Below are 16024 nucleotides of genomic sequence, written 5' to 3' on the forward strand. Positions count from 1 at the left end.
ACCGAGAGCGGGGGAGCACCAGTCATGGCAGCCATTCAGCGCCGCGGCGGATCACGCCGTCGGGCCAGTGCGGAAATCAACGTCGTGCCGTATATCGACGTGATGCTCGTGCTGCTCGTTATCTTCATGGTGGCAGCACCAATCGTGAACCCGGCCGTGGTGGACCTGCCGTCAGTGGCCAATGCCACGCCGCAGCAACAGACGCCGCCGATCATCGTCACCGTGCACGAGGACGGCGAGCTGACCGCGCGTGGCAAGGACAACGCCGGCAACGCGTTCGAGCGCAAGCTCGACAAGCGTGGCCTGATCGATTTCGTGCACCAGCGTCAGAATGAAAATCCGGACCAGCCGGTGGTGATTGCCGCCGACCGCTCCGTCAAGTACGAAGCCGTGCTCGACGTGATGTCCGTGTTGAAGGCCGATGGCGTCAAGCGCGTCGGCCTGATGGTGAAGTCCAAGTAAGCGCCTCAACGTCGCAACTCAAAGTGGCCAGCCTTTCGTCCCGTCATCCGCATCAACGGCCCGCGCGCGCGGTGGAAGCCGCCGCCTATCCGTACCAGCCAGTCAAGGAACGTGGCACGCTTCGCTCGTTCCTGCTGGCGCTGGTGATGCATTTGCTGCTCGGTATCGTGCTGTATTACGGCGTGCACTGGCAGAGCAGCACGCCGGTGGGAGCCGAGGCGGAGCTTTGGGAAGAGGTGCCGGACGTCGCGCCTGCACCACCGCCTCCGCCGCGCCCGGTGGAGCAGCCGCGTCCCACGCCGCCCGAGCCTGCCGTGCGCAGCAAGGTCGAGGAAGCGGCCGATATCGCCCTGGAACGCCAGAAGCGCAAGCAGGCCGAAGAGGCCGCCGAGCGCGAAGCCGCGAAGCAGGAGGCCGCGCGCAAGGAGCAGGAGCGCAAGGACCAGGCGAAGAAGGATCAGGAAAAGAAAGACCAGGAAAAGAAGGAAGCCCAGCGCAAGGAAGACCTGCGTCAGCAGCAACTCGAGGCGCAGCACAAGGAAGACGCGAAGAAAAAGGCCGACCAGGAACGCAAGGAAGCCGCGGACGCCAAGGCGAAGGCAGAGGCTGATCAGAAGGCGAAGGCCAAGGCTGACGCGGATGCCAAGGCGAAGGCCGATGCCGAGCAGAAAGCCAAGGCGAAGGCCGACGCCGATGCCAAGGCCAAGCGTGACGCCGCGGCCAACGCCCAGCGCAAGAGCGAACTGGCCCGCTTGCAGGCAATGGCAGGTGGCGGCGTTTCGTCCGGCGGTGGAGTCGGCAGCGCCGCGGGTTCGGGCGCCGGATCGGGAGGCAAGGCTTCTCCGGGCTACGCCGACCGCGTGCGTCGCCTCGTGAAGCCCAACATCATTTTTGGTGGCGATGTCGAGGGCAATCCTGCAGCCGTGGTGTCGGTCTCGCTGGCGCCGGATGGTTCGCTGCTGTCGGCGCGGCTGACCAAGTCGAGCGGCAATTCGGACTGGGACAACGCCGTGCTGCGTGCAGTGCACCGCTCCGACCCGCTGCCGCGCGATGAGGACGGCAAAGCACCCGCGAACTTCACGATTACGTTCAGGCCGAAGGGTTGAACGGCGAACCGTGTCGATAGCGCCATGTTTTGCAACATAATGCAACCTTCATCGTGGGCGTTAGGTCCCACCGCTACCATAAATGGTTGCCTGACGCGGCCGGCAGCGTGCAATACGTACGCTTGTGGGGCCATGCCAAGCCGCATGTCGCCCGTCTCGCCGTGTTTGCTGTGCCGCCGCAACGATGAAACCTGAAATCGACTGAGGAGCAGCATGCGAAAGCTTTGGGCCCCCAACTGGCTATCCCGACGCCAGAACGCCAATCCCACCCGCGACCAGAGCCGCCATGCCTTGATGGCGTGGCTGGCTGCGGCATTGATGTCGGCGGGCGCGGCGCACGCGCAACTGAACGTGGAGATCACCGGAGTTGGCTCGAACCAGTTCCCGGTAGCGACCGCCAACTTCCAGGGCGAGGCCCAGGCCCCGCAGAACCTGACCGCCATCATTCGCAGCGACCTGACGAACAGCGGACGCTTCCGCAACGTCGATCCCGCAGGTGCCACCGTGGCCGAATCGGCCCAGGTGGACCTGGGCAGCTGGAAGGCGAAGGGCGCCGACGCGTTCGTGGCCGGCAGCGTGACGCCGACCAGCAATGGCCAGTACGAGGTGCGTTTCCGCCTGTATGACACCGCCAAGGGGCAGAGCCTTGGCGGTCTGGCATTCACCGTCACGCAGGGCCAGCTCCGCGTGACCGCGCACAAGATCGCCGACTACATCTACGAGAAGCTGCTCGGCGAGCGCGGCGTGTTTGCCACGCGCCTGTCGTATGTGTCGAAGGTGGGCAATCGCTACCAGCTTCTGATCTCCGATTCGGATGGCCAGAACGCCCAGATCGCGCTGACCAGCACCGAACCGATCATCTCCCCCGCGTGGTCGCCCGATGGCCGCCGCGTGGCCTATGTCTCGTTCGAAGCCAGGAAACCGGTGGTCTACGTGCATGACCTGGCGACGGGCAAGCGTGTTGTGGTGTCGAATCAGAAGGGCAATAACAGCGCGCCGTCCTGGTCGCCCGATGGCCAGCACCTGGCCGTGTCGCTCTCCCGCGACGGCAACACGCAGATCTACCAGGTCAACGCCGATGGCTCAGGCCTGCGTCGCCTGACCCGCAGCAGCGCCATCGATACGGAGCCGCAGTTCTCCCCGGATGGCCGCAGCATTTATTTCACCAGCGATCGCGGCGGCGCGCCGCAGATCTACCGTATGCCGGCGTCTGGCGAGGAATCCGGCGCAGCGCAGCGCGTGACCTTCAAGGGCAGCTACAACGTCAGCCCGCGTATCTCGCCGGACGGCAAGTACCTGGCCTACATTTCGCGCAGCGGTGGCTTCAGGCTGCAACTACAGGACCTGTCGAACGGTGATGTGACGTCGCTCACCGATACGACCAACGATGAATCCCCGAGCTTCGCGGCCAACGGCAAGTACATTCTCTATGCCACCCGCGTGGGCGGCCGCTCCGTACTGGCGGCAGTCTCCACGGACGGACGCACCAAGCAGGTTCTGTCTCTCCAGTCCGGCGCTGTTCGAGAGCCGTCCTGGGGGCCTTTCATGCAGTAAAAAAGAGGAGTCTCTCGCCATGTCCCAAATGATGACCAAATCGCTCGCCATTGCTGCTCTGCTGGCTCTGGGCGCCTGCAGCTCGGGTGTGAAGCTCGACGACGCATCGAAGTCCGGCGCCGGCACCGGCGCGACCACCGACGCACGCAATGTGGCGCCGGTTGATGTTTCGCGTGACCCGCTGAACGACCCGAACGGCCCGCTGGCCAAGCGCAGCGTGTACTTCGATTTCGACAGCTACTCGGTGAAGCAGGACTACCAAGGCATGCTGCAAGCCCACTCGCAGTACCTGGGCAGCAACAAGAGCCGCAAGATCCTGATCCAGGGCAACACCGACGAGCGTGGCACCAGCGAGTACAACCTGGCACTGGGCCAGAAGCGTGCCGAAGCCGTGCGCCGTTCGCTGGCTGCGATGGGCGTGCCTGACTCGCAGATGGAAGCTGTGAGCCTGGGCAAGGAAAAGCCGAAGGCAACCGGGCACGATGATGCCTCGTGGGCCGAGAACCGTCGCGCCGATATCGTTTACTGATCCACGGATAATTCTTCATGAATGCTCGCGTTTCCACGCTGCTATGGCTGGCCGCTGTATCCGGCGGTGGCCTGCTGGCAGCCATTCCCGCGCACGCCGGCGTCTTTGACGACGACGAGGCGCGCCGTGCGGTGATCCAGATCCGGGACCAGTTCAACGGTTTCCAGGCCACGGCATCCCAGCGTATCGACCAGAACAGCCGGACCCTGCTCGACGCGCAGAACCAGCTCGAAGGTCTGCGCCAGGAGGTTGCCCGACTGCGCGGTCAGAATGAAGTGCTGCAAAACACGGTGGATACGCTGCAGAAGCAGCAGAAGGATTACTACGCTGACCTGGATGCGCGCCTGAAGAAATTCGAGCCGCAGCAGGTGACCGTGGAAGGGCGCGAGGGCATCGCCCAACCGACCGAGAAGCCGGAGTACGACGCAGCGCTGAAGCAGTTCCAGTCGGGCGACTTCAAGGGCGCGGGCAATGCCTTCTCGGCGTTTGCGAAGAAGTATCCGCAAAGCCCGTACTTGCCGCTGGCGCAGTTCTGGCTCGGCAATTCGCTCTACGCGCAGCGCGACTACAAGGGGTCGACCTACGTGCTGGATACCATGGTGAAGAACTTCCCGACGCACCCTAAGGCGCCGGACGCCATGATCGCCATCGCCAACAACCAGTTCGAATCTGGCCAGAAGGCCGCAGCTAAGAAGACACTGGAAGCCGTGGTGGCGAAATATCCGGGGACTGAAGGTGCCCAGGCCGCGAGCAACCGGCTGAAGACGCTGAAGTAACCGATACCGGTATGTAGTCCAGGAAAGGGTCCGCGCGAGCGGGCCTTTTTCTTTGGGCTGGCGCTTATCAATTGCCGTGGGATTCAGGCCATCAGCCGTGCCTGATCCTGCTGATCCGGCCACCGCGCTAAAATACGCGCTTCGCCCAATCCGGGCGTATTACAGCGCGCTTGTTCCGCGCGCAATCATCATGACCAAACGCGCCATCGTTCTGCTCTCCGGCGGCCTTGATTCCGCCACCGTCCTCGCCATGGCCAACGCGGCCGGCTTCGAAACCTATGCGCTGTCCATGCGCTATGGCCAGCGCCATTCGTCCGAGCTTGAAGCGGCCAAACGCGTGGCGGCCGAACTCGGCGCGAAGCGCCACGAAATCATCGACCTCGATCTGCGCCGTTTCGGGGGGTCAGCTCTGACCGATGACGCGCTAGACGTGCCCACCGACGGCACCGCAGGCGGAATTCCGATCACTTACGTGCCGGCGCGCAATACGATTATGCTGTCGCTGGCGCTTGGCTGGGCCGAGGCAATTGGCGGACGCGACCTGTTTTTCGGCGCGAATGCCGTCGACTACTCCGGCTATCCGGACTGCCGGCCCGAATATGTCGCCGCCTATGAGGCGCTGGCCAACCTGGCTACGAAGGCTGGCGTAGAAGGCGATCGTTTTCACGTGCATGCGCCGATCATCGACATGACCAAGGCCGAGATCATTCTCGCGGGCGTGAAGCTCGGCGTCGACTACGGCTTGACCGTCTCGTGCTACAAGGCAGATGACGATGGCCGCGCGTGCGGCGTATGCGATTCGTGCCGGATTCGCCGGGCAGGGTTCGAGGCCGCCGGCGTGCCCGACCCGACCCGTTACCAGACCTCCAACTGATTGAAGAAGAGAGGGGCGCCGCCAGAGTGCCCCCTCCAGACAGAAATCCACGAGCCACCCCCGGTCCGACATGCCCGATATCGATATCCCAGCGCTTACGCGCACCGTGCTGCTGAGCACTTTCGTTCTGACCTTCCTGTTTGGCGCGATCCTGCAGCGCACGCATTTCTGCACGATGGGCGCCGTCTCCGACATCGTCAACATCGGTGACTGGAGCCGGATGCGTATGTGGATCATGGCCATTGGCGTGGCAATGATCGGCACTGGCGTACTGGCCTGGGCTGGCCTGATCGATCCGACCAAGACGATCTACACCTCGGCCAGGCTCGGCTGGCTGTCTGCGGCAGTGGGCGGCTTGATGTTCGGCTTCGGCATGGTGCTGGCGTCGGGCTGCGGCAGCAAGACGCTTGTACGGATTGGCGCCGGCAACCTGAAGTCGCTGGTGGTGTTCGTCTTCCTGGGGCTCTCGGCCTATATGACGTTGCGTGGCCTGTTCGGCGTGGTGCGAGTGAGCACGGTCGATACCGTGGCTGTCACACTGCCGGCGACGCAGGATCTGCCGTCGCTTATCGCGCATGGCACCGGCCTGGCGCGCGGCACGTTGCAACTGGCGCTGGGTGTGGTGATCGGCGCCGTGCTGGTTACCTGGGCGCTGCTCGGCAACGGCTTTCGCACGTTCGACAACCTGCTGGGCGGGCTGGCGGTTGGGTTGATCATCGTTGGCATGTGGTACGTATCGGGACATATCGGCTATGTGTCCGAGGACCCGAACACGCTCGAAGAGCTGTTCGTGGCCAGCAACAGCGGTCGCATGGAAAGCCTGAGCTTCGTGGCGCCGTATGCGTACACCCTGGACTGGCTGATGATGTTCAGCGACAAGAGCAAGGTGCTGACGATCGGCATTGTCAGCGTGTTCGGCGTAATCGCTGGCGCGGCAGCCTATGCGTTGGCCTCGCGCACGTTCCGCTGGGAGGGATTCGGCAATGCCGAGGACGTGGCCAACCATATGGTCGGAGGCATCCTGATGGGGGCAGGCGGCGTCACGGCGCTGGGCTGCACCGTGGGGCAGGGGCTGTCGGGTGTGTCGACGCTGGCAGTCGGCTCGTTCATCGCTTTCGCCGCGATCATCGTCGGGGCAGTGCTGGCGTTCAAGTACCAGATCTGGCGGCTCGAACGCATGGCCTAAAGCGCCGGGCGAGCCGTCATGCTTGACAGTCAGTAGGAGTATCCCTATAATCGCCGATTCAGTTTTTGCGGGTCGTTAGCTCAGTCGGTAGAGCAGCGGACTTTTAATCCGTTGGTCGCGTGTTCGAGTCACGCACGACCCACCAGTATTACGAAGGGCCTGTGGCGAAAGTCACAGGCCCTTTTTGTTTTTATACCCCCGCAATGGGGGGTAATTAATCGGGCTCCCTGTGCTACGTGTTCTCCATCTCATAAGTACAGATTGCAGGGCGACGCCCTGAGTACAGTGAATACGATGGCCGTCCCGGTTATTCTCCGGCATCGTTTGATGGTCGATAAAACGTAATTTCCAGGTCGGGAACGGCTTGACATCAAGATAATCCATGACGAGGAGCGGACTCGCTCCAGAGCGGCTGTGGCCTATTCTTCATCGCTGTGTCCAATGTCGCCATTTCTTAGCGAATATTCCGCCGGTACATTGGCCATTTATGCGGATTTAGTCTATAAGAATCAATGACTTAAATAATGATTAGCGCTCTGGTTGTTCATCTGTTCCCCCGTAAAGGTGCGCGCAATACCCTCATTATAAATTCGCATTATCGCCGGTATTGCCTGATGTCCCTTGGTAATCAGTGGCAGCGTCGGAATTCATTGCCTGAATTTCGTTGATTCATCAACATAATCGCAAATCGCGATCACTGCCATGTATGCGGAAGAGAGGTGTCAAGCCTCATATGGGGGATATGTCAAATTGTCAGTTTTTGTTGCACTTTAATCAATTCGTGCATTAGCATTGCGGCCGTTGTCGTAGTGGATATAGCCATCAAGTCTCGGATCGTTCAGGAAACTTGAGGAATGGGGAAGGTGCTTGGGACAGTCCTGTCTAGACAGGACTGTCGTGTGCATTGGAAAAAGCGATTGGAAGTCCGTAGTCTTTGCCGGTCAGGCAGGCTGCTGCCATGGCCAAATGAAGTAGGCACGTCAAAAGGAGCGCGCTGCTCCTTGCTGGAGCCTGCCTGCCATTCTAGGCGTGGCCAGGACCGGCTCCTGTCTGTTCCTCCGTTCTCTCACCCGGTTTCTGATCATCAGCCTTCGCGCGCTTTCTGCTGCGATGGGCGCGTCCTGTGCCGACCTCCTCGTCCCCGGGGAGTCAGGCGTCCGCTCGGCGTTGCTTCGCCTTTGGTGAAGCCGCATCACTGGTGAACACAACACAAAAATACGAACAATGAACCGGACATCGGTCCGCACCGACTTCTCCGTTGCTTTTTCCGTCTGGCAGGCGCTGTTCCTGCGCGAGGCGAACGGCCGCCTGGCGGCTGGTCGTTCCGCGTGGCTGTGGATCCTGCTCGAACCGGCGGCACACCTCGTTTTTCTGATGGTGGTGATCGGCGTGCTGAGACATGCCGTGGTTCGGGGCGCCAATATCGAGGTGTTCGTGCTGGTTGGTGTGTGGAGCTTTTTCCTGGTGCGGAATATCGCGCAGCGCGGCATGGATGCGATTCAGGCGAACGCTGCGCTGTTCTCCTACCGGCAGGTGCGGCCCGTGGACACTGTGCTGGTGCGCGCCGCTGTCGAGGCATTCCTGTACCTCATCGTTGGCGCGATTCTGTTGACTGCGCTGGCGCTGTTCGACATCGACATACGGCCCTCGAATCCGTTGCTGGTCATCGGTGCGGGTGGCCTGCTCTGGACGTTCGGACTCGGTCTCGGGCTGATTCTCTCGGTGGTCGAGACGCTATTGCCCGAGGTCGGCAAGATCGTCCGGCTTCTGTTCACGCCGCTATATTTCCTGTCCGCCGTCATGTACTCGGTGTCGAACCTGCCGCAAGGCGGGATGCGTGACACGGTGCTCGCCAATCCGATCACGCATGGCGTGGAAGCAATGCGCATTGGATGGTTCGCCGCGTATCACGGCGCAACACAGATCAGTCTGGGTTACCTGGGCTTTTGTGCTTTGTCGACGATGTTCCTGGGGCTGGCCTTGCACGTGCGATACGCGACAAGGCTGACGGCGCAATGATCGAGGTCTCCGACGTTCACAAGCGCTATCGCACCTCACATGGCTCGAAGTGGGTGCTCAAGGGCGTGTCGCTCAAGATCGCCCGGCATAGCCGGGTGGCGCTGATCGGTGCTAACGGCGCGGGCAAATCGACGCTGCTGCGCCTGGTGGGCGGCATCGATCAGCCAAACGGCGGAAAGATTGTCCGCAATTGCCGCGTGTCCTGGCCGCTTGGGTTGAGTGGTGGATTCCAGGGGTCGCTCAGCGGACGGCAGAACACCAAGTTCGTCTGCCGCATTCACGGCGTCAGGGACGAACTGAACGAGAAGCTTGAGTTCGTGCGCGAGTTCTCCGAACTCAACGACGCCTTTGATGACCCGGTGAAGACCTACTCGTCGGGTATGCGGTCGCGACTCGCCTTCGCGCTGTCGCTCGCTTTCGACTTCGACACCTATCTGGTCGACGAACTGACGTCGGTGGGCGACGCGGCGTTCAAGCGCAAGTCCCAGAAGGCCTTCGAGGACCTTGTCGGGCGAGCGGGCCTGGTCATGGTTTCGCACAGCGAATCCACATTGAAAAATTTCTGCCAATCGGCGGTCTGGCTGCATCAGGGCCGCGCGCATTGGTTCGATTCCGTCGAGGAGGCTCTGCGGGAGTACAGGGGAAGTATTTCGGGATGATGAAGACGATTACGTCGGGCGCGGTCGGCCAGGTTGGCCGCATTACGCGCCTGAACCGCATTTGGCAGTTGGCCTTCGGCGCCTGCCTGTTGGCTGTTGTGTACTGGAGCGTAATTGCCTCCGACCGCTATGTGTCTGAAGCGCGCGTCGTGGTGGAGCGCAGCGATGGCGTGGGCGCTAGCGCTTCTGACTTCACGTCGCTGTTGACCGGCACGTCCTCCGCGCCGCAGGACCTGCTGTTGCTGCGCGAATACCTGCTCTCCGTGGACATGCTCAAGAAGCTGGACGCGCGTCTCGGCCTGCGCAAGCACTACGCGGACAGCCATCGTGACCCGTTGTCGCGGCTGTGGTTTGAGGATGCTTCGCTGGAGCGCTTTCATGATTACTACCTTAAACGCGTGAGCGTCGATTACGATGACTTCGCGCGCGTGTTGGTGATCCGGGTCGAGGGATTCAGCGCTGACATGGCCCACGACATCGCCCAGGAACTGGTGTCCGAAGGCGAGCGCTTCATGAACGAGATGACCCATCGCATCGCCAGCGAGCAGGTGGTCTACATCGAGAAACAGGTGCACGACCAGGGCGAGCGGCTGAAAGCGGCGCGTCAGGCGCTGGTGGCCTACCAGAACGCCAACGGTCTGGTGTCGCCGCGTGGCGAAGTCGAAAGCCTCTCCGGCGTGGTGGCAAACGCGGAAGCCACGCTTGCCGAGCTCAACGTCAAGCGGAACTCCCTCAAGGAAATCTACACGGCACAGTCGCCGACCATCCAGCAACTGGATGCGCAGATCGCCGCCGTGGAGCGGCAGATTGCCGAGCAGCATGGCCGGATGGTGTCGACCAAGGGACGTGGCCTGAACCGCGTGGTCGAAGAGCACGATCGCCTGCAGGCGGCAGCCGAATTCGCGTTCGACATCTACAAGACGGCCATCGGCGCCCTTGAAAAGGCGCGTATCGAAGCTACCCGCAAACTCAAGAACGTTGCCGTGGTGCAGAGCCCGACCCGGCCGGAGTACCCGCTCCAGCCCCGACGGCTCTACACCATTGTGGTGTTCGTGCTGGCGACCTCAATGCTGGCAGGTGTAGTGCAACTGCTGAGCGCCATCATCCGCGACCACCGAGACTGACATGCTCAGAAGAATCATCACCAGTGGCGCGGTTGCCGCCAGCCTCGCAATCATGCCGGTACACGCGCAGACTTCGTCGCGCTCGCTCGGTGTCGGACAAATGGAATACGCGGCCCTGGCAGCGCAAGGTGGCACGTTGCTGACAGGAATGCCGGTCAGCGGCGGCGTGCCTGCGGTGCCTGCCGCCGCGCCGGTGGTGCCCGCCCGCCTGGACACGGCAGCGCCGGCCAACGCGCCGCAGAACAATGACTACGCGGCCAATATGGCGAGCGACGCCTTTGGCGCGCAACTGTTCACGGGGGCGTTCAGTCGAGACAGCTCGGCGCTCTTCAATCCAAGCCATGTGATTTCGGTCGGGGACCGCATCCAGCTGCGCATGTGGAACGGCTACAACCTTGACACCGTGCTTGTGGTGGATGCCGGCGGCAACATCCTGCTGCCCGAGGTTGGCCCCTTCCACGTCCAGGGCACGACCAACGGCAACCTGCAGACCGCCGTCGGCAATGCACTGCGCCGCGCGTTTGCCAGCAAGGTATCGATCTACGCCAGCCTGCTGGCCGCGCAGCCGGTGCGGGTGTACGTGACCGGCGCCGTGCGTCGCCCTGGCATGTACGACGGCACATCGAGCGACAGCGTGCTGCGCTATCTCGATCAGGCGGGCGGCATCGACCCGGATCGTGGATCGTTCCTGGACGTTGCGATCAAGCGGGCCAACCAGACGCTGGACGTCGTGAATCTCTACGACTTCCTGCTCAAGGGGGACCTCACGGCACGGCAACTCAACAACGGCGACGTGATCTTCGTGCAGGCCCGCAAGAAAACCGTCAAGGTGAGCGGCTTGGCCGAGAACGCAAAGCGCTTCGAGTTCATGGGCGATATCGCCCGTCTCGACCAGTTCGTTCGGCTAGCCAGGCCCTTGCCGTCGGCCACCAACGTGCGGGTGGTCCGCAATACCGGAACGGTGAAGAACGTCGAGTACTTCCGGATCTCCGAAGGTCATCAGATCGTGCTGCATGACGGCGACGAGATTGATTTCACAGCCGACAAACGTCCCGGCACGATCACGGTGCGCGTCGAGGGGGAGCACACTGGCCCGCAAGAGTTCGTGTTGCCCTATGGCAGCCGCATGGGGCAACTGCTGAAGCAGGTGCAATTCACGCCGGAATCGGATGCCGCAAGCATTCAGCTGTTCCGTCTGAGCGTGAAGGATCGCCAGCAGACATTGCTGGCCACCACCCTGAAGAGCCTGGAGTCGAGCGTGCTGACCGCCCGTTCGGGCACCGCCGAAGAGGCCCAACTGCGCAAGGAAGAAGCCGCGCTGGTGCTGCAGTGGGTGGAACGCGCCAAGAAGATTGAAGCGTCCGGCCAGACCCTGATCTCGAAATCCGCCGCGCGGGATGACCTGTTGCTTGAAAACGGCGACGTCCTGCGTGTGCCGGTCAAGGATGGGCTCGTGCTGGTGAGCGGGGAAGTGCTCTTCCCGAACGCCATCGCCTTCGACGGGCGCATGGATCTGGACGACCTGATTCAACAGGCTGGCGGCTTCTCACAGAACGCCGATACGTCGCGAATCATCATCGCGCATCGCGACGGCAGTTTCTCGGACGGCAAGAAGGACGGCACAGTTTATCCGGGCGATGAAATCATGGTGTTGCCGAAAATCGATTTCAAGACGCGCCAGTTCGCCAAGGACGTGTTCCAGATTCTTTATCAGATTGCGATTAGTGCCAAGGTTGTCCTCGGGCTATAACAAAACGGGTGAACTGCATGAAATATCTCCTGATTAATCCTTTGTCTGGCGGCTCAAGTGGAATTGATAATTACACGAGAGCTCTAATTCCGCAGCTACAGCAGATCGGAATTCAGTGTGATTATTTTCAAAACAGCGAAAACCTGAGCCCCGCTCAATTTCGGATTGCGGTCCGAGAGTACGTTCTTTCGCGCTACGGCTATGAGGACGTAATTATCGAAGCTCCGGAGGCAAAGGCATCAACTTTACTCCTGCCGCGGCAGTACAAAACCCATATTCGGCTTCATTGTCCACTTGCAATTGCGCAGAAATATGACGGGCATGACGTGAATCAGGACGCCTTCTCGAACGAACTGCGGGTTATGTACAAGGCGACGCTCGTTTCATCGCCGTCACATGCATTGCTGGAACATTTAAGCCCAGAATTCAACCCCCGAAGTGGAGCGGTATTCAAGAATCCGGTTGATGATTCGATCCCAATGCGCGGTGCCGAACAAAAAGATCTGGACGTAGTATTTCTAGGTCGCTTCCAGGAGCTGAAGGGAGTAGCCTACATTAATCCGATTCTGGAGAGATTGCCTGAGCACGTTAAGGTGGTGCTGATTGGCCGTGGATCCTCACAGTTTGTCCTGAGTCGTGCAATCAAGTGTCAAGTCGAATGCCACGAGCACATCGAAGGCCCTGAGCGGTTGGATTATGTGGGACGAGCGAAGGCCCTGTTGATGCTGAGCAAATTCGAAAATTGCTCTATGGTCATCTTAGAAGCGTTGGCAGCAGGCACTATTGTTCATTGCTGGAATGTAGGGGGGAATGCCGAAATAGCGCCACCTCCATTGTTAAATGCATTTGATTTTGAAGATGTCGATGCTATAAGCGAAAGTGTGATCAACGTACTGGAGAAGGACTTCCCTTATCCAGAGCGGAGTGATTTTCGTCGTGCCCTGGATTCACTTCGGGCAGACTTTAGGAACGGGATGGGTTCCGTTATTGATCGTTTGACTCAGCATCGCCAATGGATGGCACTCGATTTTAGGAGAAGCGTGAATGTGACGGTGCCGAAGTCTATTGACGTTAGTAGACTGCGTGGCCGGCGTTTTCTCGGTTTCAGCATAAGTAATGAGCATATTCAAGAGATGTGGGAGCCGGTGGCTCGCGCATTGGATATGGATCGTCGCTATGTTTGCCTAAGGGAGAAGGGGCACCGTCGCCTTTTCGACCAGGCCTTCGATATTGAGGATAAAGCATACGCGGTCTACGATTGGATCAAGCATACGGATCGACTCATTAAGAATATTCAGAACTTCAAACCTGATTTTCTGATTTTTCACAACGGACTGCATCCCCGCTATCAGGGTGCGCTGAATAAAGTAAAGGCGTTAGGAATTCCCATTGTCTATACTGAATTGGGTTGGTTTCCGCAGAAAGGGAATATTTACTTTGACGAGGTTGGCACAAATGGTGCTTCCCGTCTGGCGACTCTAGGTTTTAGATCCCTATGTGGTTATGAACTTCCCACTAATGTAAAAAAAACGATTGTCTTGCCGAAAGTTGCGCTCGTAACAATGCAACTCGAGAATGACACGAACTTGATCGTGAATTCTCCAAATTTTAAGGGAAACGAGAATTTCCTGCGTCATGTTCTATCGCAAATTCCACAGGACTGGGAAGTAATTATCCGTCCGCACCCATTAGATGGAAATGTTGGCTACATTGATAAATTCCTCAATGAGCGAGTATCTTTGGATTCGGATAGGCCTATTGAGGATGCTCTGCGAGAAGCCGGTGCTGTCATTGGATTGAACTCCACTGTTCTTCTGCAAGCGCTCGACTATCCGATTAATATCTATGCGCTCGGAAGATCACTTATAGATAACAAAGGTGTCGCGATCTGTTGCGACGACGGTAACCTTGCTGGCAGATGGCGGACTGAGCTTAGCTGTGATGTTGAGCATCGTCGTGCATTAATGAGGGCATTCAAGGACCGTCAAATAAATGTGGCAGAGATATTGCTGAAGTCGACGGAATCTCTCGATGCTTCAATTGGACTGAAGCCATTGATCAATGCAGTAGGGCGGCGGATCAATTGGCAGAAGGCAGGATCGACTATCAAAGCGGAAGAAAAGACGAGTATTGCATTTGTTAATAAAGTGGAAATGAAGAAGCCAATCGGAGCAATGGATATTCCACAAAATCCGATACGGCAAGCTTTGCGCTCACGGAAACTCAGAAAGTTGCGCAAAGATCCTATTCAGTTCCTCAAAGACTCAAGATTTCTGAGAATCTTCCGTTCTACGGATTCCTAGGCAAGAATCAGTTTTTTTGGGGTAATAATGGGCTCACGTTATTTTACTCAATGGGGTGCTATTGAGGAGTGTGAATTCAACGGACGGCGCTATGTATTCTGGCCGTTGTTGAGTGACGACGGAGAAGTTTTGGCGGATAAAGGGCTAATTATTGTGATGGCTACCCACAATAATGGAGATCGCTATTTTGCTATAGACGCCCTACGAAAACACAAGAGCGCAAGTCTGTTATTTGTAACTGACCCTGATAATAGTTACTACTTGGGCGCCAATGGCAGATGCTCGTATGAGGAACTGTTTGACCATTGCATCAGTCTCTTTGATCCAAAGAATGTCACATTTTTTGGATCATCAATGGCTGGATATGGTGCACTTTTGCATGGTGTGCGATTGAACTGCAATGTAATTGCATCCAATCCTCAGATAAATTTTGAGGTGACAAAAGAGTACTGCTGGCCGGCATTGAGAAATACAATTTCGAGATTGAAGGAATGTATCAATCTGGATGATTGGATGCCTGATAACTACCGAGATTCAGCGATTCATTTAATTCACGGTCGAAATGTGCTCGATGTGGAAAATATTAAGTGTCTCATTAAGGCTGACATAAGGAATCGATGGATGAGCATCTCTTCCGTTGATGATGATCGGCATGGATTCTATATAAATGACTTTGAATCTGTTTTCCAGTTGCATGAGTGTTTGTGCGCCTTTCGACGTATCTCGCGTTTCTCTCCAAATGAACGAGCACTGGCCAAAATTGCCCGTGATGGGGCATTGAATACGTAGTTTGCATAATCCTGGCGTTCCAAGCAGCAGTCGATGAAGAGAAATTAATGTCCAATCTACCGAGAAGCAGCAACACCGCCCCCTTCACCCTCTTCGGCGGCATCAACGTTCTCGAATCGCGCGATCTCGCCATGCGGGCGTGCGAGGAATACGTGCGCGTGACGCAGAAGCTCGGCATTCCCTACGTTTTCAAGGCCAGCTTCGACAAGGCCAACCGTTCCTCGATCCATTCCTATCGAGGGCCTGGGCTGGAAGAGGGCATGAAGATCTTCGAGGCGGTCAAGGCGGCGTTCGGGGTGCCAGTGATCACCGACGTCCATGAGCCGTGGCAAGCGGCCCCGGTGGCCGAGGTGGTTGACGTGCTCCAGTTGCCGGCGTTCCTGGCGCGGCAGACCGATCTTGTCGTCGCGCTGGCCAAGACGGGCAAGCCGATCAACATCAAGAAGCCGCAGTTCCTGAGCCCGTCGCAAATCCTGAACATCGTCGAGAAGTTCAAGGAGGCGGGTAACGATCAGTTGATGCTGTGCGACCGCGGCACCTGTTTCGGCTATGACAACCTCGTGGTTGACATGCTTGGCTTTGGCGTCATGAAGCGCGTGACGAACAACTTGCCGATCATCTTCGACGTGACACACGCGCTGCAGCAGCGCGATCAGGGCGGTGCGGCGTCGGGCGGCCGGCGGCAGCAGGTGGTGGATCTGGCGCGCGCCGGCATGGCGGTGGGTCTTGCGGGTCTGTTCCTGGAAGCGCATCCGGACCCGGACAACGCCAAGTGCGATGGTCCGAGCGCGTTGCCGCTGGACAAGCTGGAGCCGTTCCTCGCGCAGATCAAGGCGGTGGATGACCTCGTCAAGTCGTTCACGCCACTGGTCATCGACTGAAGCCGCCGTCGG

General features: G+C 58.9%; 14 protein-coding genes and 1 tRNA gene. All 15 read left to right on the plus strand.

The features are described from left to right. Nucleotides 1-24: 24 nt before the first annotated feature. A complete protein-coding gene (tolR, locus tag B2246_RS25810) occupies nt 25-462 on the plus strand; it encodes a protein TolR (RefSeq protein ID WP_008642269.1) in 438 nt (145 codons plus the stop codon). 23 nt (nt 463-485) lie between these two features. Beyond that, a complete protein-coding gene (gene tolA / locus B2246_RS25815; RefSeq protein ID WP_286881588.1) occupies nt 486-1568 on the plus strand; it encodes a cell envelope integrity protein TolA in 1083 nt (360 codons plus the stop codon). A 213-nt stretch (nt 1569-1781) separates the two neighbouring features. Further along, entirely contained in the window at nt 1782-3122 is a 1341-nt protein-coding gene (gene tolB, locus B2246_RS25820) for a Tol-Pal system beta propeller repeat protein TolB (protein ID WP_035884775.1), read from the plus strand. A 19-nt stretch (nt 3123-3141) separates the two neighbouring features. Next, entirely contained in the window at nt 3142-3651 is a 510-nt protein-coding gene (gene pal, locus B2246_RS25825; protein WP_011517248.1) for a peptidoglycan-associated lipoprotein Pal, read from the plus strand. 17 nt (nt 3652-3668) lie between these two features. After that, the gene (gene ybgF, locus B2246_RS25830; protein ID WP_008642274.1) at nt 3669-4427 is read left to right on the plus strand and encodes a tol-pal system protein YbgF; all 759 of its coding nucleotides are present in this window, start codon (nt 3669-3671) and stop codon (nt 4425-4427) included. A gap of 190 nt (nt 4428-4617) precedes the next feature. Then, on the plus strand, nt 4618-5301 hold the full coding sequence (gene queC, locus B2246_RS25835; RefSeq protein WP_008642275.1) for a 7-cyano-7-deazaguanine synthase QueC: 684 nt from the start codon (nt 4618-4620) through the stop codon (nt 5299-5301). A 70-nt stretch (nt 5302-5371) separates the two neighbouring features. Further along, on the plus strand, nt 5372-6487 hold the full coding sequence (locus tag B2246_RS25840) for a YeeE/YedE family protein (protein WP_286881586.1): 1116 nt from the start codon (nt 5372-5374) through the stop codon (nt 6485-6487). A 69-nt stretch (nt 6488-6556) separates the two neighbouring features. Continuing rightward, nucleotides 6557-6632, plus strand: a tRNA-Lys gene (locus tag B2246_RS25845). A 1079-nt stretch (nt 6633-7711) separates the two neighbouring features. Beyond that, nucleotides 7712-8506: an ABC transporter permease gene (locus B2246_RS25850; RefSeq protein ID WP_008642277.1), complete on the plus strand. Its 795-nt coding sequence runs from the start codon at nt 7712-7714 to the stop codon at nt 8504-8506. Next, a complete protein-coding gene (locus B2246_RS25855; RefSeq protein WP_008642278.1) occupies nt 8503-9165 on the plus strand; it encodes an ABC transporter ATP-binding protein in 663 nt (220 codons plus the stop codon). Before B2246_RS25850 ends, B2246_RS25855 begins: the two co-directional genes overlap by 4 nt. After that, on the plus strand, nt 9162-10289 hold the full coding sequence (locus tag B2246_RS25860; RefSeq protein ID WP_286881585.1) for a chain-length determining protein: 1128 nt from the start codon (nt 9162-9164) through the stop codon (nt 10287-10289). The genes B2246_RS25855 and B2246_RS25860 overlap by 4 nt, the downstream gene beginning before the upstream one ends. Nucleotide 10290: 1 nt before the next feature. Next, nucleotides 10291-12039 carry a polysaccharide biosynthesis/export family protein gene (locus tag B2246_RS25865; RefSeq protein ID WP_286881584.1) on the plus strand — a complete coding sequence of 583 codons (1749 nt, stop codon included), beginning with the start codon at nt 10291-10293 and terminating at the stop codon, nt 12037-12039. Nucleotides 12040-12056: 17 nt separating this feature from the next. After that, nucleotides 12057-14342, plus strand: coding sequence for a glycosyltransferase (locus B2246_RS25870; RefSeq protein ID WP_081596764.1), 2286 nt, complete (start codon nt 12057-12059; stop codon nt 14340-14342). Between the two features lie 27 nt (nt 14343-14369). Next, nucleotides 14370-15131, plus strand: a complete 762-nt coding sequence (locus B2246_RS25875; RefSeq protein WP_152414925.1) for a hypothetical protein — start codon at nt 14370-14372, stop codon at nt 15129-15131. A 47-nt stretch (nt 15132-15178) separates the two neighbouring features. After that, on the plus strand, nt 15179-16012 hold the full coding sequence (gene kdsA / locus B2246_RS25880; RefSeq protein ID WP_286881581.1) for a 3-deoxy-8-phosphooctulonate synthase: 834 nt from the start codon (nt 15179-15181) through the stop codon (nt 16010-16012). Nucleotides 16013-16024: the final 12 nt, after the last annotated feature.

Origin of the sequence: Cupriavidus sp. UBA2010 (genome assembly GCF_002335265.1) — a bacterium.
Lineage (GTDB): Bacteria > Pseudomonadota > Gammaproteobacteria > Burkholderiales > Burkholderiaceae > Cupriavidus > Cupriavidus metallidurans.